The sequence below is a fragment of the Acinetobacter sp. X9 genome, assembly GCF_054889255.1.
Window position 1 is genome coordinate 1,312,629 of sequence record NZ_CM142679.1, and the last position, 20,446, is coordinate 1,333,074.

General features: G+C 39.6%; 21 protein-coding genes. 17 read left to right on the top strand and 4 right to left on the bottom strand.

Annotated features, from left to right (window positions below):
- Positions 1–6 precede the first annotated feature (6 nt).
- Genes ACYU0V_RS06240 through ACYU0V_RS06260 form a run of 5 tightly spaced genes read left to right on the top strand, consistent with a single transcriptional unit; the run spans position 7 to position 5,219 of the window.
- Positions 7–798: a DUF1365 domain-containing protein gene (locus tag ACYU0V_RS06240; RefSeq protein ID WP_069123658.1), complete on the top strand. Its 792-nt coding sequence runs from the start codon at positions 7–9 to the stop codon at positions 796–798.
- A complete protein-coding gene (locus ACYU0V_RS06245; protein ID WP_461849431.1) occupies positions 795–1,994 on the top strand; it encodes a class I SAM-dependent methyltransferase in 1,200 nt (399 codons plus the stop codon). The genes ACYU0V_RS06240 and ACYU0V_RS06245 overlap by 4 nt, the downstream gene beginning before the upstream one ends.
- Positions 1,995–2,023: 29 nt before the next feature.
- Positions 2,024–2,803 carry a DUF1295 domain-containing protein gene (locus tag ACYU0V_RS06250; RefSeq protein WP_461849432.1) on the top strand — a complete coding sequence of 260 codons (780 nt, stop codon included), beginning with the start codon at positions 2,024–2,026 and terminating at the stop codon, positions 2,801–2,803.
- An 8-nt stretch (positions 2,804–2,811) separates the two neighbouring features.
- Complete coding sequence (locus ACYU0V_RS06255) at positions 2,812–3,858, top strand: SAM-dependent methyltransferase (RefSeq protein WP_336236653.1); 1,047 nt, start codon at positions 2,812–2,814, stop codon at positions 3,856–3,858.
- 32 nt (positions 3,859–3,890) lie between these two features.
- On the top strand, positions 3,891–5,219 hold the full coding sequence (locus ACYU0V_RS06260; protein WP_110981775.1) for a sensor histidine kinase: 1,329 nt from the start codon (positions 3,891–3,893) through the stop codon (positions 5,217–5,219).
- Here the strand turns inward: ACYU0V_RS06260 and ACYU0V_RS06265 are convergent.
- Genes ACYU0V_RS06265 through ACYU0V_RS06275 form a run of 3 tightly spaced genes read right to left on the bottom strand, consistent with a single transcriptional unit; the run spans position 5,216 to position 6,962 of the window.
- A complete protein-coding gene (locus ACYU0V_RS06265) occupies positions 5,216–5,911 on the bottom strand; it encodes a response regulator transcription factor (RefSeq protein ID WP_069035843.1) in 696 nt (231 codons plus the stop codon). The two genes, ACYU0V_RS06260 and ACYU0V_RS06265, sit on opposite strands and share 4 nt — an antisense overlap.
- A 17-nt stretch (positions 5,912–5,928) precedes the next feature.
- Entirely contained in the window at positions 5,929–6,423 is a 495-nt protein-coding gene (locus ACYU0V_RS06270) for a chalcone isomerase family protein (protein WP_017398543.1), read from the bottom strand.
- Positions 6,390–6,962, bottom strand: coding sequence for a nuclear transport factor 2 family protein (locus ACYU0V_RS06275; protein ID WP_057070498.1), 573 nt, complete (start codon positions 6,960–6,962; stop codon positions 6,390–6,392). The genes ACYU0V_RS06270 and ACYU0V_RS06275 overlap by 34 nt, the downstream gene beginning before the upstream one ends.
- 280 nt (positions 6,963–7,242) lie before the next feature.
- Here ACYU0V_RS06275 and ACYU0V_RS06280 point away from each other — a divergent pair, with 280 nt between their 5' ends.
- From ACYU0V_RS06280 to ACYU0V_RS06315, 8 genes are all read left to right on the top strand, one after another.
- A complete protein-coding gene (locus ACYU0V_RS06280; protein WP_461849436.1) occupies positions 7,243–7,995 on the top strand; it encodes an aspartate/glutamate racemase family protein in 753 nt (250 codons plus the stop codon).
- Positions 7,996–8,131: 136 nt separating this feature from the next.
- Complete coding sequence (locus ACYU0V_RS06285; protein WP_461849438.1) at positions 8,132–9,118, top strand: quinone oxidoreductase family protein; 987 nt, start codon at positions 8,132–8,134, stop codon at positions 9,116–9,118.
- 11 nt (positions 9,119–9,129) lie between these two features.
- Positions 9,130–9,978, top strand: coding sequence for a TauD/TfdA dioxygenase family protein (locus ACYU0V_RS06290; protein WP_276123918.1), 849 nt, complete (start codon positions 9,130–9,132; stop codon positions 9,976–9,978).
- A 60-nt stretch (positions 9,979–10,038) separates the two neighbouring features.
- Positions 10,039–11,091, top strand: coding sequence for a beta-keto acid cleavage family enzyme (locus ACYU0V_RS06295; RefSeq protein WP_032004679.1), 1,053 nt, complete (start codon positions 10,039–10,041; stop codon positions 11,089–11,091).
- Between the two features lie 117 nt (positions 11,092–11,208).
- The gene (locus ACYU0V_RS06300) at positions 11,209–12,558 is read left to right on the top strand and encodes an MFS transporter (protein WP_461849441.1); all 1,350 of its coding nucleotides are present in this window, start codon (positions 11,209–11,211) and stop codon (positions 12,556–12,558) included.
- On the top strand, positions 12,555–13,211 hold the full coding sequence (locus ACYU0V_RS06305; protein ID WP_101663129.1) for a DsbA family oxidoreductase: 657 nt from the start codon (positions 12,555–12,557) through the stop codon (positions 13,209–13,211). Before ACYU0V_RS06300 ends, ACYU0V_RS06305 begins: the two co-directional genes overlap by 4 nt.
- Before the next feature lie 14 nt (positions 13,212–13,225).
- Positions 13,226–13,534 (top strand): Rieske (2Fe-2S) protein, encoded by a 309-nt coding sequence (locus ACYU0V_RS06310; protein WP_081037834.1) that lies wholly within the window; start codon positions 13,226–13,228, stop codon positions 13,532–13,534.
- Positions 13,527–14,537: a YeiH family protein gene (locus ACYU0V_RS06315; protein WP_069035834.1), complete on the top strand. Its 1,011-nt coding sequence runs from the start codon at positions 13,527–13,529 to the stop codon at positions 14,535–14,537. The genes ACYU0V_RS06310 and ACYU0V_RS06315 overlap by 8 nt, the downstream gene beginning before the upstream one ends.
- A gap of 92 nt (positions 14,538–14,629) precedes the next feature.
- Here the strand turns inward: ACYU0V_RS06315 and ACYU0V_RS06320 are convergent, their stop codons facing one another.
- On the bottom strand, positions 14,630–15,640 hold the full coding sequence (locus tag ACYU0V_RS06320) for an AraC family transcriptional regulator (protein WP_033847517.1): 1,011 nt from the start codon (positions 15,638–15,640) through the stop codon (positions 14,630–14,632).
- Positions 15,641–15,930: 290 nt separating this feature from the next.
- Between ACYU0V_RS06320 and ACYU0V_RS06325 the strand changes: the two genes are divergently transcribed.
- The 4 genes from ACYU0V_RS06325 to ACYU0V_RS06340 all read left to right on the top strand — a co-directional run bounded on the left by ACYU0V_RS06325 (position 15,931) and on the right by ACYU0V_RS06340 (position 20,386).
- The gene (locus ACYU0V_RS06325; protein ID WP_206218060.1) at positions 15,931–16,536 is read left to right on the top strand and encodes an RBBP9/YdeN family alpha/beta hydrolase; all 606 of its coding nucleotides are present in this window, start codon (positions 15,931–15,933) and stop codon (positions 16,534–16,536) included.
- 98 nt (positions 16,537–16,634) lie between these two features.
- On the top strand, positions 16,635–18,464 hold the full coding sequence (locus ACYU0V_RS06330) for a DUF1302 domain-containing protein (protein WP_461849913.1): 1,830 nt from the start codon (positions 16,635–16,637) through the stop codon (positions 18,462–18,464).
- A gap of 67 nt (positions 18,465–18,531) precedes the next feature.
- Positions 18,532–18,942, top strand: coding sequence for a PH domain-containing protein (locus tag ACYU0V_RS06335; RefSeq protein WP_461849443.1), 411 nt, complete (start codon positions 18,532–18,534; stop codon positions 18,940–18,942).
- Positions 18,943–19,012: 70 nt separating this feature from the next.
- Positions 19,013–20,386, top strand: a complete 1,374-nt coding sequence (locus ACYU0V_RS06340) for a PQQ-dependent sugar dehydrogenase (RefSeq protein ID WP_005068449.1) — start codon at positions 19,013–19,015, stop codon at positions 20,384–20,386.
- The last annotated feature ends 60 nt before the right edge of the window (positions 20,387–20,446 follow it).

Below are 20,446 nucleotides of genomic sequence, written 5' to 3' on the forward strand. Positions count from 1 at the left end.
TTTCAAATGTTATTAAATAAACTTGCTATCGCTCCTGCGCTTATTCGTCATCGGCGTTATAGCCCTAAACCACATGAGTTTAGATCGACCTTAAATTATTTATGGTTCGATCCAGATCAATTAGTTGATATCACAAAAGATTGTTCACTCTGGTCGACGGATCATTGGAATGTATTAAAGCTATCTAAAAATGATTTTTTAAACATGTATCACGGTTCTATAAGGGACAGAGTAGAGAAAGCGATACTGCAAAATAATCACTTACATCTTCGGCCAGACTGGGAAATCCGAGTCTTGGCTTTGCCTCGTTGTTTAGGTTTTCGGTTTAATTCGGTCGTATTTTATTTTGTTTTAAATAAAGCCGGAAAACCGTTATTTATTCTTAGTGAAATTACCAACACCCCATGGAATGAACGAAAAGTCTATACACATGACTGTATAAAACAACAAAGTCAGGTGGGTGATTATCAGAGTTTTGATTTTAACTTTGAAAAATCATTTCATGTTTCGCCGTTCATGCCCATGCAGTTGACTTACCGTTGGCGATTTAGTTTTTCAGATCAGCAGAATGTCATTCACATGCAGCTTTTTGAAGAGCAAAAACAAGTCTTTGATGCCACTATGCGCTTTGAGCTTGTGCCCATCACATTTCCTTCACAGCAATATCGATATGCTCTTATAAACAGCCTGGCGCCTTTTAAAATGTTGTTTTCAATATATTTAGAGGCATTTAAGTTGTGGCGAAAAAAAGTTCCATTTTATCGTCATCCTAAAAAGATCAAGGTAGATAAGACATGATAAAAACATTTCTTTATGGTGAAGATGACTCACTACCGTTACTGCTCAAGAGTCTTCTCAAACTACGTCATGGACAGATCACTTTTCAGGGCGCGTGGAATGGGACGGTCGGTGAAGTTTCAGACTTACATGCTGTGATTGAAGTTCACAATTCTTTATTGATGGATCTCATTTTAAAAAATGGTGTTTTGGGAGCAGCAGAAGGCTACATCCGTGGTGACTGGAGCAGCGAGCACCTTGTCGAGTTGATTCAGATCTTGGCACGTAATCGAGCTGTATTGGACCAAATCAACCAGAATGTTATTGCTCAAGCGAGCCAGTTTTTTCTTAAAGCGTGGTATCAAAATCGAAAGAACTCTATAAGTGGTAGCCGTAAAAATATTGCCGAGCACTACGACTTAAGCAACGACTTTTTTAAATTATTTTTAGATCCGTCTTTAATGTATTCGAGCGCCGTTTTTGAAAATGAAAACATGACTCTCGAAGAAGCATCTGATTTAAAAAAAGAGATCATTTGTAAAAAGTTAGATTTAAAACCACTAGATCATTTAGTTGAAATTGGAAGTGGGTGGGGTGGTTTTGCCATTTATGCAGCTCAACATTATGGCTGTAGAGTAACCACCATTACCATTTCACAAGCTCAATATGATGAAGCCGTTACTCGTGTAAATGAAGCTGGCTTGGCACATCGAATTGATGTGCAACTTAAAGACTACCGTTTGCTCGAAGGCAAGTTCGATAAGCTGGTTTCAATTGAAATGGTTGAGGCAGTTGGTGCGCAATATTTATCGACATACTTTGATCAATGTAAAGCACTATTAAAACCGAAAGGTTTGGCATTTATTCAAGCCATTACTATTGAAGATTTCCGATATAAAAAAGCATTAAATACAGTTGATTATATTAAGCGCTATATTTTCCCCGGTAGCTTCATTCCTAGTGTAAGTGTATTGACACAAACTGCTTCTGAAAGTGGTTTAAGGTTAAAGCATTTAAATGATATTGGTTTAAGTTATGCGCACACACTTCATCACTGGCGAGCGCGGTTTTTAGCAGCGCGGGAACAAGTATTGGCTCTAGGTTTTGATGAAAACTTCATTCGCATGTGGGATTTTTATTTATGTTATTGCGAAGGTGGTTTTAAAGAAGGCGTGATAAGCAATGTTCACTTGTTGTTTGAAAGTACCAGTTACTAAATCAAACAGCTCAAGTAAGGAGACTGCTCATGTTTTGGAATTTACTGATTCTAGATTTAATGATCATGTTGCTGAGCTGGCTACTTGCCACTCTAAATGGCAGAGCTGGAATTGTAGATGCTGCATGGAGTTTCTGTCTGGCAGTAAACATTATTGTGTCTTCTTTACTCATTTCAGTTGCTCCAGTTGAAGTGCGACTTTTTGTCGGTATTTTTAGCGGCTTATGGTTTTTAAGATTATTTTGGCATCTTTTAAGACGTTATCAATCCGAACAAAAAGAAGATGGTCGTTACGCGAACATGCGTAAGTCGCTGGGTAAGTTCCAGCACGTTGGCTTTTTATTCTTTTTTATCTTTCAAACACTTTTAGTGCTTTTGTTCTTTTTGCCGATGTGGATGCTCCTCAATGTAGAGGCAACTGAATGGAGTAGTGGATATAAAGTCGCTTTAGTAATTGCAGCTGTCATCATGGTAATTGCTTTTATTGGAGAGCAGCTCGCTGATCAGCAATTATACCGATTTAAATTAAATCCAGATCATCATGGCAAAACGATGGATCAGGGTTTATGGCGTTATTCACGTCACCCCAATTATTTTTTTGAATGGTTACACTGGTTTGCCTATCCAATTATTGGTTTAGCGGCAGGCCAATATGTATTGTGGATTTATCCGTTACTGATGTGGTTATTTTTATATTACGTCACGGGTATTCCATTTAGTGAAAAACAAGCAATTAAAAGTCGCGGTCAAAATTATCTTGATTATCAACAAAAAACATCAATGTTTATTCCGCGAAAACCCAAAAAATAGGTGCGCATATGGATTTTATTGTTCATCAGTCTTTGAAAATTGTTGAAAGTGGTGTGATTCCAGATCATGCAATTCGAGCTGCAATTCGTGCTTTAAGTAAAAAGCGCTTAATCCAAGAAGGCCGTTATGACCCTGAACAAGGGGCACAGCGCTACATGGATGTGCTTAATATGCTGAAGAAGAGCGAAATCGCCGTTGAAACGGATAAGGCAAACGAGCAGCACTATGAATTGCCGACCGAGTTTTTTCAGGCGGTGCTTGGAAAAAGACTCAAATATAGTGCGTGTTATTTCCCGACTAAAACCACAACTTTAGATGAGGCAGAAGAGTTAGCTCTTCAGCTTTATTGTGAAAGAGCACAACTTAAAAACGGTCAACACATTTTAGAGTTAGGCTGTGGATGGGGCTCTTTAACTTTGTGGATGGCAGAAAACTATCCACACTCACAGATTACGGCTGTTTCAAATTCTGCAACTCAGAAAAAGCATATTCTTCGGCAAGCAGAGTTGAGAGGTTTAACCAATGTTGAAGTGCTTACCTGTGATGTGAATGTACTTGAATTAGACCAAGACAAGTTTGATCGTGTTGTATCGGTCGAAATGTTTGAACACGTACGTAATTACCAACGTCTTTTTGAAAAAATTCAGGGCTGGTTAAAAGCAGACGGCTTACTTTGGTGTCATATTTTTTGCCATCGCTTTTTACATTATCCTTTTGAAGTGAAATCAGATTATGATTGGATGTCCAAGTATTTCTTTACTGGCGGTTTAATGCCTTCGACTTCGACTTTTTTGCATTTTCAAGAGCATTTAGAGTTGGCCCAACAGTGGCAGTGGTCGGGTGAGCACTATATGAGAACGGCAAATGCTTGGCTTGATAACATGGATAACCAAGAAGTCGAACTGAAGCCCCTGTTTAAAAAAATCTATGGAAAAGATGCCAATATTTGGTGGCAACGCTGGCGTATTTTCTTCATGGCTTGTGCTGAGTTATTTGGTTTTGAGCAAGGTCAAGAATGGGTCATTGGTCACTTTTTATTTAAAAAGCGATCATAGTAATTTCTATAGCCTATCCCGGCGATAAAGATATGATAAAAAATCGACATGATGGCAAAGCGAGTCATCCATTAGCCCAAATGTTCAATCGATATTACTGGTTGCAGATTGGTCTGATTGCATTATCGATCGTGGTCGGGTTGGCTTGTAGTGCTTGGGTGATTAAGGGCTCTTTACTTAAAACCGCTTTAGAACAGGAAATGGAGCATTACTGGTTACGCATAGAACGTAATCCAAATGCTGATTTACCAGATACTAAAAATTTATATGGATATCGGTGGAATACACAGGTCGCGCCTCAACCTTTTCGGGGAATGCATTTAGAAAGTGGCGTGCACAGAGTATTCGTTGATGGTAAAGAAAGAATGACGGTCTATGGTGAGCGTAATGGTCAGCATGTTCTATTGGTATTTGGCGAAAGTAATGTTAATAAACTGATTTGGTTATTTGGCCTTGCTCCACTGATGTTCAGCTTATCTGTTTTATATAGCTTTTTGTGGTGGTCAAATCGAAGAGCAAGACGCTATTTTTCCCCGATTACGCGCTTAGCGAATGCTTTAGAAAATATTGATTGGGCACATCAAGATACTCAGGCATCTCCTTTTAGAGATATTAATACTAATGGCAATATGGAAGCCGAATATCTCAAACAAGCTTTAGAAAAATATCATCAGGTTTTAAGTGATTTTATTCGACGCGAAAGAGAATTTACTGGAGATGTGAGTCATGAGTTACGCACTCCACTCACCATCTTGAAAGGTAATGTGCAACTGTGTCAGGCGAAATATGGAGACGATAAATCCCTAGTCCGTCTTCACAATACAATTGAAGATATGCAGTTGCTCGTTGATACCTTACTTGCGATTGCACGTAATACGGTACAGAGCTTGCCATCTGAGAAAAATTTATTATCCAAAACAGTAAAGGATTTAGTTGAAAGTTTAGAAGTGATGAGTGTGAGTAAAGGAATACATATTAGTATTCATCCAGACTCAGCTGAACAGCCACGCTGGTTATATCCTTCTATGACTCAAATGGTTTTAGGTAATATTTTACGTAATGCGCTTAATTATTCTCAAGGTTCACAAATCGACATCATTCAACAAAAAAACAGCCTGATTATTGCAGATAATGGAATTGGAATTTCTTTACCTAACGATGTAAAGGTGCAAGAGCTCAGCGACTCACAACTTTCCTTAAAGGCTAAAGGTCATGGGATTGGTTTGCAATTGGTACAAAAGCTTTGCAAGCAATTAGGATGGAGAGTGGAGCTGTTTGATCGACAATATTATTTAACCACTCATCCTGAACTCGATTTGGAGCCAACCACAGGCTTAATTGTTGTGGTCTATTTAAGTTAAGTCGCGGAATCTTCCAAAGCAATTTTTAAACCGACACCTGCCACTGTATGTAATAGTTTAGGATCAAAAGGTTTATCAACCATTTTTCTTAGGTTATAGATATGACTGCGTAACGCATCACTTTCAGGTTCTTCATCACCCCATAATTCCATCATCAGTTCTTGCTTGGTCACTACTTTGGGAGACTGGCGCATCAAAATTTTTAATAGTTTAAATTGAATAGGGGGTAACTCGATATTATTTCCGGCACGAACCACGGTTTGAGTTGCGCTATCAAGAATTAAGTCGTGAATTTGAATTTTATGGTGAGTGACTTCGCCAGCTGCTCTTTTTATTAATGCACGAATCCGCATCACTAATTCATTAAAATCAAAAGGTTTTACCAAATAATCATCTGTGCCAGCAGTAAAACCTTTAAGTTTGTCATCTAAAGTATCTCTTGCTGTGAGCATAAGAACGGGAATATCAACGCCTTGTTCGGTACGTAGCCAGTTACATAGGTCATAACCCGAGCCATCGGGCAAATTTATATCGAGCAACAAAAGATGATAATGCTGAGATTTGAGAAAAGTTCGTGCAGCATCTAAGTTACGTGCATGATCGACGATATAACCATGCACTTCAAGAAATTCGCAGACTGTTGCTGCAAGTTCAAAATGGTCCTCAACCATGAGGATAAAGTGATTACCCATGAGATTTTATTAAGCCATTAATTTAATAGTTGTTGTTTTAATTTAGCATTAAACGGTTCGCTACCAAACCAGATTTTAAAATATTGATTTGCATTCGGATTGTTCAAAGAGCCGAGCAGCTTCTGGTTTAATTTTAATTCTAGTTTTTGATTTTCATGTTGATAGTAGAGACTATAGAGATCTCCACTCTTAATTGGCCTATATAGTTCATTAATATGATTAAGCGGGGATTTCGCATCAAAGCCGCTAACATTTTTCTTCAAAAAGTGGGTGGCTGCGCGTTTAAATGCCCACTCGGGAATATCGCGGTTATAGCTAAAGTCCATTTTGATGCTTTGGCTTTGCCAATTTTTTAGGCAATCTTCAGCAAAATAACTGACATTTCCAACCTTCTTGCTCGTCACCATTAAAGGCGCTGAACTGCATTTTTTTAGTTCAGCCGCATTCGCCTGAGATACGATTAAGATTCCTAGAAATATCAAGATTCGACTTTTTTGAACGGCAATATCCATTTATATACTCCTCCAAATATTGGTAAAGAACGGTAGAGGCCATTCGCTGGATCCCAATAATCTTGCTGGAAAATAATTTTTTGTTGTTCATTAATCTTAATCTGACTAATTCCATAAGAAGCCATGGTTTTTGAACGACCTAGCATTTTAAAGTCATAGGACATGTACCAATGGATGTAAGCTGTATCTTGGTGATGAGTTGCACTAATGAGTTTTACAGTGACATTACTCACTCGGTCATTCATGCCTTCAAAATGCTGAATCAGATCTTTCTTTTGAGAGAACTGTGAGAGTGTATCGTTGATATAGAGCTGATCAGCGTAAAGATTGCTGGCATTATTTACAAATGAAGGGGTGCCGAGCGTATTAAATGCAGCGACAAAACGATTGCCGATATCTAGCGCCTGTTGATCATCTAATTCTATACCAGTAATTTTTTGGTCAGCTTTGCCATAGTCACCTGAGTAACTAGGCACACTTTTACACGCCGTTAAACCTACCAAAGTAATCAACCCTAGGGCTGTAGTTATAATTTTCATGTCGATATCCAAGCCAACTTTATAAGATCAAATTAAATAGCTGGTCGTGAATTTTGCGTGAATTCTTATGTTTTATGATTTGGGTTTAATGGAGAGCGTTTTCTGTTTTGGAAATTTAATAAACTAGGTCTAATCAACTTAAAAATTTCTATCGACTTCACAGCGTTTAAGATTAATAAATAAGATAAGCAAGAAAAAATTTAAGAAAGCAATTTTATTCTAGCTGTGCTTTACCCATAAGAGATATAGATAAATTTTACATAAATAGAAGGATTCAATAATGAAAACAATCGGCTTATTAGGTGGAATGAGTTGGGAATCGACAGCGCTTTATTATCAGAAAATTAATAAAATGGTTCATCATAAATTAGGAAAATTGCACTCTGCTAAGGTCATTATTAATAGTGTCGATTTTGAAGAAATAGCAGCCTTGCAAACGAAGGGTTTATGGCAAGAAGCTGGCGCATATTTAGCTGAGCAAGCGCTAAATTTAGAAAAAGCAGGGGCAGATTGTATTTTGGTGTGTACTAACACCATGCATAAAATTGCTGCGCAGATTGAAGACTCAATTTCGATTCCTTTCTTACACATTGCTGATGCAACGGCAAAAGAAATTTTGAGTCAAAATATTGGTAAAGTTGCACTGTTAGGAACAGCTTTTACAATGGAGCAAGATTTTTATAAAGCTCGATTGCAGGATTATGGAATTGATGTTGTTATTCCAAATGAAGCCGACCGAAAGACAGTTCATCGCATTATTTATGAAGAACTTTGTTTAGGCGTGATTAACCCTGATTCACAGCAAAAGTATATCGCTATTGTAGAAAGACTTATAGCTGAAGGCGCACAAGGCATTATCTTGGGTTGTACTGAAATTTGTATGTTAATTGGTGAGCTTAAATTCTCGGTTCCTTTATTTGATACTACGACCATTCACGCCAAAGAGGCGGTGAGTTTTAGCTTGAATGAAAATAAAAATTCTCATAGCACCAATTTAAATATATCTGCTGTAATTGCTGGGAATACTGTTTAGCAATATTTCGAATATCCTTTGTCATTAAACGTTAAGCTTGTGTCGTCAAATGTAAAGTGGCCCATATCCTAACTGTTGTAATTTTGGTTATTGCTTTTATAGGCACTCAATAAAAAACCAAAATATGGAATAGGACATGACGTTGACGAAAGCTATACGTTTCTATGGAACAGGAACGCCAGAAGTATTGCGCTATGAAGATGTAGAAGTAGGAGATCCAAAAGCTGGAGAAGTACGCCTACGTCATGTGGCAGTCGGTTTAAATTATGCCGATACATATTTTCGTAATGGAACCTATCAAATTCCAATGCCTAATGGCATGGGCGTCGAAGCTTCAGGCGTAATCGAAGCTTTGGGCGAAGGAGTGACTCAGCTTAAAGTCGGTGATCGAGTTACTTATACAGGTTTTTTAAATACCTTAGGTGCATATAGTACGCACCGTCTAATTCCAGCAAATGCTTTAATTAAATTACCTGAAGAAATTTCTTGTGAAACAGCGGCAGCCATGACCATGCGAGGGTTGACCGCTGCTTATTTAATGCGCCGTATTTATGACTTTAAAGCGGGCGATTCAATTTTATTACATGCAGCCGCAGGTGGTGTTGGGCTGATCGTTTCTCAATGGGCTAAATTACTTGGCTTGACTGTTATTGGTACCACATCTTCAGAAGAAAAAGCTGCCGTAGCGCGAGCTCATGGTTGTGATCATGTCATTAACTACAGTCATGAAAATGTTGCTGAGCGTGTACGTGAGTTAACAGGCGGCGTGGGTGTAAATGTCGTTTTCGATAGTGTTGGCCAAGCCACTTTTATGAGTTCATTAGACTCGCTCAAACGCCGTGGTTTGTTGGTTTGTGTAGGAACAGCGTCTGGTCCAATCCCTGCTTTTGATCCGGTATTACTCGCCGTGAAAGGATCATTGTTTGTCACACGTCCAGCTTTAGCAGATTACATTGCAGATCCTGCCGAGAAGAAAGAACTGGCAAATGAATTATTTGATCATGTTCGGCATGGACGAATCAAAATTGAAATTAATCAGCGCTATGAGTTAAAGGATGCCGTGCAAGCTCATCGTGATTTGGAAGCAGGTAAAACAATAGGTTCATCAATCTTTGTAATTTGAAGGGATTTCTTATGCAAATTGAACAGTTAACTTGCAATATTGGTGCAGAGCTCAGTGGCGTCAAACTTGCTGATGCGATTTATGATGATGGATTATTTGCTGAAATTCGCACACAACTACTTAAACATCGTGTGTTGTTTTTACGAGATCAGCACTTAACTCGTCAGGATCATGTCGCATTTGCAGAAAAATTTGGACAGTTAGAAGATCATCCTGCGGTAGGCAGCCATCCTGATCATCCGGGTTTGGTGCAGATTTATAAACATCCGGAAAGTCCTGTCGATCGTTATGAAAATGCTTGGCACAGCGATGCAAGCTGGCGCAAGGTTCCACCGATGGGATGTGTGTTGCATTGTGTTGAATGCCCACCTGTAGGTGGTGACACCATGTGGACGAATATGGTCATGGCCTATGAGTCTTTACCCGACGATATTAAGGATAAGATTGCTGACTTACGTGCCTACCACAGCATAGAAGCAAGTTTTGGTGCGGCTATGCCACTTGAAAAACGCTTGGACTTAAAAGCAAAATTTCCTGATGCTGAGCATCCAGTGGTACGTACTCATCCTGAAACGGGCGAGCAAATTTTATACGTCAACGCGTTCACAACTCACTTCAGTAACTATCACACCAAAGAGCGAGTCAGATTTGGACAAGATGCCAATCCGGGAGCAGCTGAACTACTGCGTTACTTAATTTCTCAAGCGTATATTCCAGAGTTTCAAGTACGTTGGCGCTGGAAGCCTAACAGCATTGCCATCTGGGATAACCGCAGTACACAACATTATGCAGTCATGGATTATCCACCTTGCCACCGAAAAATGGAGCGGGCCGGCATTATTGGTGACGCCACCTATTAAGGTTATTGGCTAAATAATTTTATCTATTTGAAAATTCTAAAAATATATGAGGAGATGCACATGCAATTCTTTGACGACTCATTGCACCCGGAAAATATGGAAAAAGTGGTGATCACGGTTGCGCCGTATGGACCCGAATGGATGCCGGAAGACTTTCCCGAAGATATTCCTGTGACCATGGATGAGCAAATACAAAAAGCGGTTGAGTGCTATGAAGCGGGCGCAACGGTGCTGCATTTACATGTCCGTGAGCTCGATGGCAAAGGCTCTAAACGCTTGTCAAAATTTAACGAGCTTATTGCAGGGGTTCGTGAAGCTGTGCCTGACATGATTATTCAGGTGGGTGGTTCGATTTCATTTGCACCAGAGAGTGAAGGTGAGGCAGCTCTATGGTTAAGTGATGACACCCGACATATGTTGGCTGAACTTACACCAAAGCCCGATCAGGTTACGGTGGCAATTAACACCACACAAATGAATATTATGGAATTGCTCTATCCTGAATATTTAGAAGGAACATCATTGGCACATCCAGCGACTCAAGCAGCATATGCAGAGATGACTGTGCCTGCAGGGCCTGCATGGGTTACCGAACATATTAAGCGCTTATGTAAAAATAATATTCAACCGCACTTTCAGTTAACGGGTATGCATGGGCTTGAGACGCTAGAACGTATGGTGCGTAAAGGGTTGTACATGGGGCCGTTAAACTTAACTTGGATTGGAATCGGTGGCGGTTTTGATGGTCCTAATCCATTTAATTTCTTTAATTTTATTCATCGCGTACCCGATGGATGTACTTTGACATCAGAATCTTTGCTCAAAAATGTATTACCTTTTAATACGATGTCGATGGCAATGGGTTTACATGCCCGTGTGGGTAATGAAGACACGATCATCGATCATCAAGGACGCCGTTTTTCATCTGTAGAGCAAATTAAGCAAACCGTTCGGATTGCCCATGAATTAGGCCGTGAAATTGCCTCAGGAAAAGAAGCCCGTGAAATTTATCGTATTGGGGTGCAATACAACAGTATTGAAGAAACCCTAATCGCAAATGGTATGGCACCCAACCGTAAAGCAGGGCAAAAGGGCGTTCCGCAGCGTAACTAATGTGACAGGGTCTAACGGAATTTAGACCTCAATTGTAGTGCAGCTTATTCGCTTTGATTTTAAAAGTGCGTTGCTGCACTAGCTAAATAGAAATTATAAAAAATACAAGGAGGTCGTATGAATGCACATCAGTATTCAGATCAGATGAGCGATGTTGATACGTCAATCAGTATACCTCGTCGTTACGCATGGCTTGTTTTTGCTTTGACATTTGGTTTGCTCATTTCAGATTACATGTCACGACAAGTCTTAAACGCAGTTTTTCCTTTACTTAAAAATGAGTGGTTACTCAGCGATAGTCAGTTAGGTTTGCTCAGTGGCATTGTCGCGTTAATGGTGGGTTTATTGACTCTGCCGTTGTCATTAATGGCAGACCGTTTTGGACGAGTTAAAAGCTTGGCCATTATGGCGGCGTTATGGAGTTTGGCGACTTTAGGATGTGCACTGGCTGAAAATTATGAGCAAATGTTTATTGCTCGTTTTATGGTTGGTGTGGGTGAAGCTGCTTATGGCAGCGTTGGAATCGCGGTGGTTGTGGCTGTTTTTCCACGAGAAATGCGTGCAACACTCGCCAGTGCTTTTATGGCAGGTGGCGTATTTGGCTCATTTTTGGGTGTGGCTTTAGGTGGTGTACTCGCACAGCATTTCGGTTGGCGTTGGGCATTTGGAGGAATTGCTTTATTTGGTCTCATTTTGGCCTTTCTATATCCAATTTTAGTGAAAGAAAACAGAATAAACGCAGCACCTCAAAATAAAATTCGTAGTAAAACCCAGCACATTAAAAGCCCTTTAAAAACTTTATATTCAAGTCGTTCAGTCATTGCCACTTACATTGGTAGTGGTCTGCAATTATTTGTTGGTGGCACAGTGATTGTCTGGATGCCGAGTTATCTCAATCGCTATTACGGCATGAGTACCGACAAGGCAGGCGTGATGGCAGCGGTCATTTTGCTATGTAGTGCAGTAGGCACAATTCTATGCGGCATGTTGTGTGATTATTTGGGCCGTAATTGTCCAGATCGTAAGGTCAGTTTAGCGATTACATACTGCTTGCTCGGTTGTGTTCTTTTATTAATTGCTTTTGCTATGCCTGTGGGACGTAACCAGTTACTTCTCATCTGCCTCGGAATGTTTATTGCCCTAGGAACCAATGGGCCATCTAGTGCCATGGTGGCCAATCTCACACATAACTCAGTTCATGGCTCTGCATTTGCAACACTCACCTTAGCTAACAATTTTCTTGGTTTAGCTCTTGGTCCTTTAGTGGTTGGCAAAGTATCTGATGTGATTGGTTTACATAGCGCATTTCAACTCATGCCATTGGTCAGTATTGTAGCTGCAGCCGTATTTTTTTATGCCAAACGCCATTATCACAAAGATATCGCACGCTTTGAGCAGCAAGCAATAACTGAGCTTAAAAATCATTCAGGTAACCAAATACAAAAATGCGGGATGAATAACAAATGATGATTCGGCAATTACACATTGATGTATTTTTTGACTTTATTTGTCCTTGGTGTTTGATCGGAAAACGTCAGTTACTGATCGCTATAAATAGATTTTATCAGCTTCACCCCAAAGTCAAAGTTGTTGTGCACTGGCGAGGTGTTCAGCTTATACCTGACTTAGCTGTTGAAGGTGTACCGTTTCAAACGTTTTATTTGAAACGGTTAGGTAGCTTGACAGCAGTTCGTATGAGACAAGAACAGGTCAATAAAGCTGCAAATAAAGTTGGGCTCAAGATCGATTTTGAGCAAATTAAACGAATGCCAAATACGGCCAAAGCTCATCGCTTATTTGATAAAGCTTTAAAGATTGGAACTCCTGAGCAGTGCAATGCGTTGTTAGAACAACTCTTTGCTGCATATTTTTATGATGGGTTAGACATTGGAAATACCACCACTTTATACAAAATCGCCAAACGCTGTGGTTTCCCCCGTGAACTGATCAAAGATTTGCTTATTCAAGATCATCAAGATTTTATCTCTGCAAGTACAGGAGGTAATGGCGTGCCTTACTTTATTTTTGATGGGGCTTCTGCCTTGGTGGGCGCGCAATCAGCAGATGCACTTTATCAAGCGATGCAAGAGGCAATGCTGGCACAAGGAGAGTTGATATGACCAACCGATTTCAAGTGCCTTTTGAAAAAATTCCAAATTCAGGTGAGCGGGCTTTTTTTAAAATTGGAGATAAAACTCTCGCACTATTTAACGTTGCGGCTCAATTTTATGCAATCGATGACAGTTGTCCTCATCAGGGCGCATCGCTATTTAGCGGACGTCTAGAAGGACGAGTGATTCAGTGCTGTGCCCATGGTCTACGTTTTGATTTAACAAATGGCTGTTTAGTTAATTCTTCTTTGCTCAAAGTTGCAACTTATCCCGTAGAAGTGATCGAGGACAAGGTATTTATTGTGATGGGTTGTGGGGAAAATCATGAGTAGTTTAGTTTTGAAAAATTTTTCCCAGCGTACAAGAGAATTAGCACCAGGTTTTGTGGTCAGTTCGGTCGTTGCAGCGGCCGCCTGTTTCTTATCAGAGCACTATGGCGCGCCAGTCATGCTATTTGCTTTATTACTCGGCATGAGCGTGAATTTTTTAGCGGCTGAAAGTAAATGTAAGGTTGGTATCGAGTTTACCGCACGTAGTGTGCTGCGGATGGGTATCGCGTTACTCGGAATGCGTATTACTTTAGGGCAAATTACCGCACTAGGTTGGCAACCTGTTGCGTTGGTCGTTACTCTTGTTATTGTCACAATTGCCGTTTCTGTTATTGCCGCTAAAATTTTAGGCTTCCAAAAACTATTTGGCATGCTCACTGGTGGATCAACGGCAATCTGCGGTGCCTCAGCCGCACTGGCGCTATCCGCTGCTTTTCCAAATCATCCGCAAAAAGAAAAGGCGACTTTGTTTACCGTGATTGGCGTGTCGGCACTTTCAACCTTTGCAATGATCGTCTATCCGATGATTGCGAAGTGGCTAGAGTTATCGCCACAAGCGGCTGGTGTGTTTCTTGGTGCTACGATTCACGATGTGGCGCAAGTGGTCGGCGCTGGTTATAGCATGTCCACTCAAACAGGTGATACTGCGACTGTAGTTAAGCTCATGCGTGTGGCAATGCTGCTTCCAGTAATTGTTTGTGCAGCCATGATTACCCGTATGCAAGGTGCAGATTCAACAGGGGAGCGACCACCATTGCTGCCTTGGTTTGCCGTTGGCTTTTTACTACTCGCTTGTATTAACAGTACAGGATGGGTACCAGCGATGGTTCAAAATGGAATCAATGATTTATCACGCTGGTTTTTAGTCATTGCAATTAGTGCTTTAGGAATGAAAACTCAGTTAAAAGAATTGGCATCTGTCGGCATTAAACCGATTCTTTTAATGATCGGTGAAAGCATCTTTTTAGTGATATTGGTTCTTGGGCTTATGCGCTTGTGGTTTTAATTTTAAAAATTAGATTTTTAAGGAAGCTGTGGAATGGTTCTCCAGCTTCCTTATATTTTAAATGACTTCATTTGGCTTCACATAAAGAGAAATTAATTGAGCAGGGCTTTATTGTGACTACGCCACATATTCGGTGACATACCAAATTGGCTAATGAACCAACGGGTAAAAGAACTCGGCATTGAGTAACCTAAAATATCAGACACTTGAGCAAGTGAATAATTTAGATTTTTTAAATAACGAAATACGAGATCTTTGCGTACTTCATTCATTAAATCACTAAAACTCGTCTGAGCTTCTTCTAATCGACGCTGTAAAGTCCGCACGTGAATACCATGTGTTTGAGCGACTTGATCAATCGTAGCGCGGCCCATTGGCAAAAGAAGATAAATACTTTTACGAATATCAAAAATCATGGTCGATTCATTACTATTCTGCAAAATATCTAAATAACGCTGTGCATGGTTAGCCATCGCCAGATTTGCTTGAGGGTTTGTTGTATCAAGTTCGGCTGCTGTACAAACAATGCCATTAAAGTCACTGCCAAACTCTAGTGCACAGCCAAAAATCCGCCGATGCAAAGTTAAATCACTAGGCGAGTTATGAGTGAAGTGTACACTTAACGGCCGCCATTTTTGCATCATGAGTGCTGCACAAAAACGATGGGTGATTCCTAAAGCAAGTTCCGTCGCTTGGCGACTATATCCGCAAGTTGTTGTCACAACTTCTTCTCGAATAACTACTGTATCGTCAATTTCTTCTATATATATTTCAAGTGAGTTATTGAGTAAATTCCTATAACGAACAATCGTTTGTAGCGCTTCTCTCAAGGTATATTGGTAGCTTAATAATAAGCTCAGTTCACCAAAATCCGCGATTTCGCGTTGCTCTGCCATATGTAAACCGAAAACATCGCAATTACTCATTTGGGCTGAGTCTTCAAGCAAGGTAATGGCTTTATCTACAGGAATACGTTGTTTAAGATCATTCAATTGAGTTTGGCTAAGCCCAACACGTGATAATAAATGGTAGGGATTTAGATCTAATTGCTGAGCAACTGCCAAATAATTTTTTAAAGAGGCGGTATGCGCAAGAGGCACCATTTTATTATCTCCTGTTCTTAATCAGCCATATTCCTTACAGCTCATATCTAGTTATAACTAAAATATCCACATTACAAAAGCTTTTATTTAAGCGCCTAATCATGATGTCAATTTAATTTTAAAGCTGTTCTCTTAATGCATTTGTAATTACAAAAACTATTTTAATTAATTTACGAAATTTTAAAAAGATGTGTCGTCAAATGAAAAGTCCGTGACGCCTTATGTACACCATTAACTGAAATGAGCCTTTATTGTGAATAGAGTTTTATAAAAATTCTTATGCATCCTAGATGGCAAAATTCACAGGCGTTGAAATGGAAAAAATACAAACCAAAGCAACAATTTTAATTATTCCGGGGTTACGCGATCATGTTCCCGAGCATTGGCAAACAATCTTAGAAACAAAGCTAGCCAAGGTTCGCTCTGTACCACCTGTGCAAACCAATAAACTCAATTGTGAAAATAGAGTTGCTGCTATTCAGGCACAACTCGAACAAATACAAGGGCCTGTCATTTTGATTGCACACAGCGCAGGCGTGCTGATGACAATACACTGGGCTGCAAAATATCAAAGACCAATTCAGGGTGCTTTACTTGTAGCTCCACCTGACTTAAACAAAAGCTGGCCAGAAAATTATCCAAGCCCAACCGTACTTCATCAAGAAGGGTGGAGTCCTTTACCAGATCAAGAACTACCTTTTCCCAGCATTTTGGTTGCAAGCACCAATGATCATTTAGCTTGTTATGAAGCTGTAAGTGAAATGGCAGAAAAGTGGGGGAGTCAACTCGTAAATTTGGGTGAAGTGGGGCATTTAAACCCTGCATCTGGCTTTGGCTATTGGCCTTTAGCTGAACAATTCATTCAACAATTAGATCAGGTCGAACAACCTGCCTAGTACAAAAAATACCTGCTTATGTAAACCATTTAAAGCCAATGGATGGCTTTGAGTAATAAGCAATAAATAAAAAATCATATTGATAGGGAGATAATATGATGGGTCATTACGTCTATTTAAATCAAAGAAATAATCACGTTTTATATATTCAAAAAATAGGTGTTTCATTAAGCCTAATTTTATTTATGTCTAAAGCAAATACAGCCAGTTTTGATATTGATAAAGATTGGAAGTTCGATATAAAAACGACATTAAGTTTAGGAGCCAGTTGGAGTACGCAAGATCCATCCGTTTCATTACTTTATCGGCCTGACGCAAACAAAATAGGCAAACAAGGCGCTAGCATTGATGTGAATGGTGATGATGGGCGAATGAATTTTAGTAAATATGATGCCATTTCACAGATTATTAGAGGCATAACTGAAGTTAAGCTAAATGGAAAACAGCAGGGTGCGGTCATTAGCACTAAATACTGGTATGACCATGCTTATGAGACAGGACAAGGAGACTTTAAGCCCTTTAATGATTCAGCATGGCCAAGGCTTGCAAAGTTCAAAGGTATCGATTTATGGAATGCCTATATATGGAAAGATTTTGAATTAGACGATGGAAAAAGCATCAATTTAAAATTAGGCAAACAGACTTTAAATTGGGGGAAATCTCAGTTTTTTCAAAACGGTTTAGATTCGGTAAGTGCATTCGATTTTGCTGCAATTAACCGACCAGGTGGTGATGTAAAAGAAAGAATCATTCCAACCGAAATGTTTTCATTCGACACAAGCATTAATAAAAATTTGAAAATAGAAGGGTTCTATCAATTTAAATTTAGACCTTCAGTTGTTGATGGTAACGGAACTTTCTTTGAGATTTCAGACTTTGTGCCCGAAAATGCAGGTCCAGTTCTGATTGCTGGAGGTGGAGATAAATTATCAGATACCGCAATTCGTTTACGTACCTATATTCCACGTGCAGAAAGTAGAAAAGCAAAGGACAATGGCCAATATGGTATTGCTTTAAAACAGACATTACCAAGTTTAAATAATGCTGAGCTAGGTATTTACTATGCGAACTACCATAGCCGTAATGCAAACTTTGATGGAACCGCTGTAACGGCATCGGGACCTGAACATTTTAATACCGCGAGTTATTTTTCTATCTATCCTGAAAATATCAAAATGTTTGGATTAAGTTTGACTGGGAAAGTTGGAACAACAACCGTTTTTAGTGAATTAACCCACAAACCTAATCAACCTTTACAACTAAACGGCACAGACATTGTCTATGCTCAAGTGCTATCGGAAGGAACACCATTTGCACCGCCGGGGAAAACTGTTGAATTAGGTCAATATATTCAAGGATATGTACGCTTACCCGTAACACAATTTTCGGTTGGAGCAACTGACAGCATATTCAATATTTGGGGTGCGAATTCGCTGACATGGTCTACAGAGTTTGCCTTAAACCATATTGCAGATATCGGTAATCATCGGATTGGCCGGACAGGCGCATTTGGTCGTAGTGAGCTTTCAACAGGTGCTTATAATCCTGAAACAGGTGAGTTTAAATGTACGCCGTATGGTACAGCTCATCTTACCAATGCAGAAATAGACAATTTAAATGAACGCTTTTGTAATAAAAACGGTTTTTTTAATGAATGGTCATTTGGTTACCGATTACGTGGCGCATTAAATTATCAAGATATTTTACCCTCTACCGTGATTACGCCAAGTCTTAGTTTTAGACATGATGTTTATGGATATAGCCAAAACTTTCAAGAAGGGCAAATGAGTGTAACTGCGGCTTTATCTATGACTTATCAGCAAAAATATACAACAGAGATTGCCTATAATAATTTTTTTGGTTCTAATGAATTTAGCACGATAGATGATCGAGATTTTGTATCATTAACATTTAAAGCTAATTTTTAGTTCAATTATTTTATGAAAAATATAGAAAGACTCATTAAAAATGATATTTAGAAATGGAGGATAACTTTTGAAATTTAGATCAAAAATTGATTGGTGGCTTTTATTAATATTTGTTGTGATCACTGCCAATATCGTTATGAAAATTTATGAAGCAAATTATCATTATTCTTTAGCTTCAAATTTTCCACATCTCGTCATTTATAGTTTAATCATTTTTCTTATTTGGCTTCCCATCTTTAATACCTATTATCTAGTAGAAAACAACACCTTAATTATTAATAGTTTGGTATTCCGATGGAAAATTAATATTGATGATATTACCGAAATAGAGCCTACTCATAATCCACTTTCATCTCCAGCACTCTCATTAGATCGACTCAAAATTTATTATATGAAAAATGGAGAAATTACTTCAGTGATGATTTCACCAAAAGATAAAGAACGTTTTTTTCAAGCCATAAACAAAAGACTCCATTAAAGTTGCTTGTTTAATTGCAAACATAAATTACGCTATTTCCATGACGACAAAAAATAAATGGAGATAACCCATGGCGACACGTTTTTTACTGCCAATTTTTGGCACTACGGTTTTAATTACATTAGCTGGATGCGCTTCATCCTCTCAATATCCAATTACCGACAGTTATGGGCCAGATCCAAAATTACCTGAGCCTAAATCAAGCCTATTACCAACCGTTAATATAGCTCCAGCAGAAGGCTGGCCGAGTGGGGTAATGCCAAAACCAGCAGAAGGTTTAAAGGTCAAAGCATTTGCCAAAGGACTTGAACACCCACGCTGGCTTTATGTATTACCAAATGGCGATGTATTAGTTGCTGAAACGGATGCCCCGCCTAAACCAGAAGACAGCAAAGGGATTAAAGGTAAAATTATGTCTTTTGTGATGAGACGTGCAGGCTCATCTCATCCAAGTGCAAACCGTATTAGCTTACTTCGTGACACCAACGGGGATGGTGTTGCTGACCAGAAAACGCTATTTCTTCAAAACTTAAATTCTCCATTTGGTATGGCATTGGTCGGTAATAACTTATATATCGCCAATACAGATGCACTGGTGCGTTTTCCTTATCATGAAGGTGAAACTCAAATTACGGCTAGTGGAACCAAAGTGTTGGACTTACCGGGTGGCCCTTTAAATCACCATTGGACCAAAAATGTGATTGCTAACCCAGCTGGTACCAAGTTGTACATTACCGTTGGTTCTAACAGTAACGTTGCTGAAAATGGTTTAGATCAAGAAAAAGGCCGAGCACAAATTACGGAGTTTGACATCGCAAGTGGTCAGTCACGCCCATTTGCAACAGGTCTGCGTAATCCAAATGGTATGGCTTGGCAACCTCAAAGTGGAAAACTCTGGACGGTGGTTAATGAGCGCGATGAAATTGGGAGTGACCTAGTACCCGACTATATGACGTCAGTTCAAGATGGAGCTTTTTATGGTTGGCCTTACAGCTACTATGGTCAACATGTTGATGTACGAGTTAAACCACAAAATCCAGCAATGGTTGCCCGTGCAATTAAACCAGACTATGCTCTAGGCAACCATACGGCTTCTTTAGGCCTCACATTTTATGCAGCAGAACTCATGCCGCAATTTAGAGGCGGTGCATTGATCGGTCAGCACGGTTCTTGGAACCGTAAGCCTCACAGTGGTTATAAAGTTATTTTTGTCCCATTTAGAAGTGGTCAACCTTCTGGTCCACCGCAAGATATCTTGACTGGATTCCTCAGCGATAAAGGCAAAGCGTATGGTCGTCCTGTAGGTGTGGCTATTGATTTCTCAGGTGCTGTGTTAGTTGCAGATGATGTGGGCAATACGATTTGGCGCGTTTCGCCAGTTGCAGAGACAAATTATGAAGCTCCAATGAAATATGCTATTGGAACCCCGCCAGGCACACCATAAAGTGTGTTAACAATCATTTATTAGCATGGGCGGCCTTTAGAATTTATAGAGGCTCGCTCA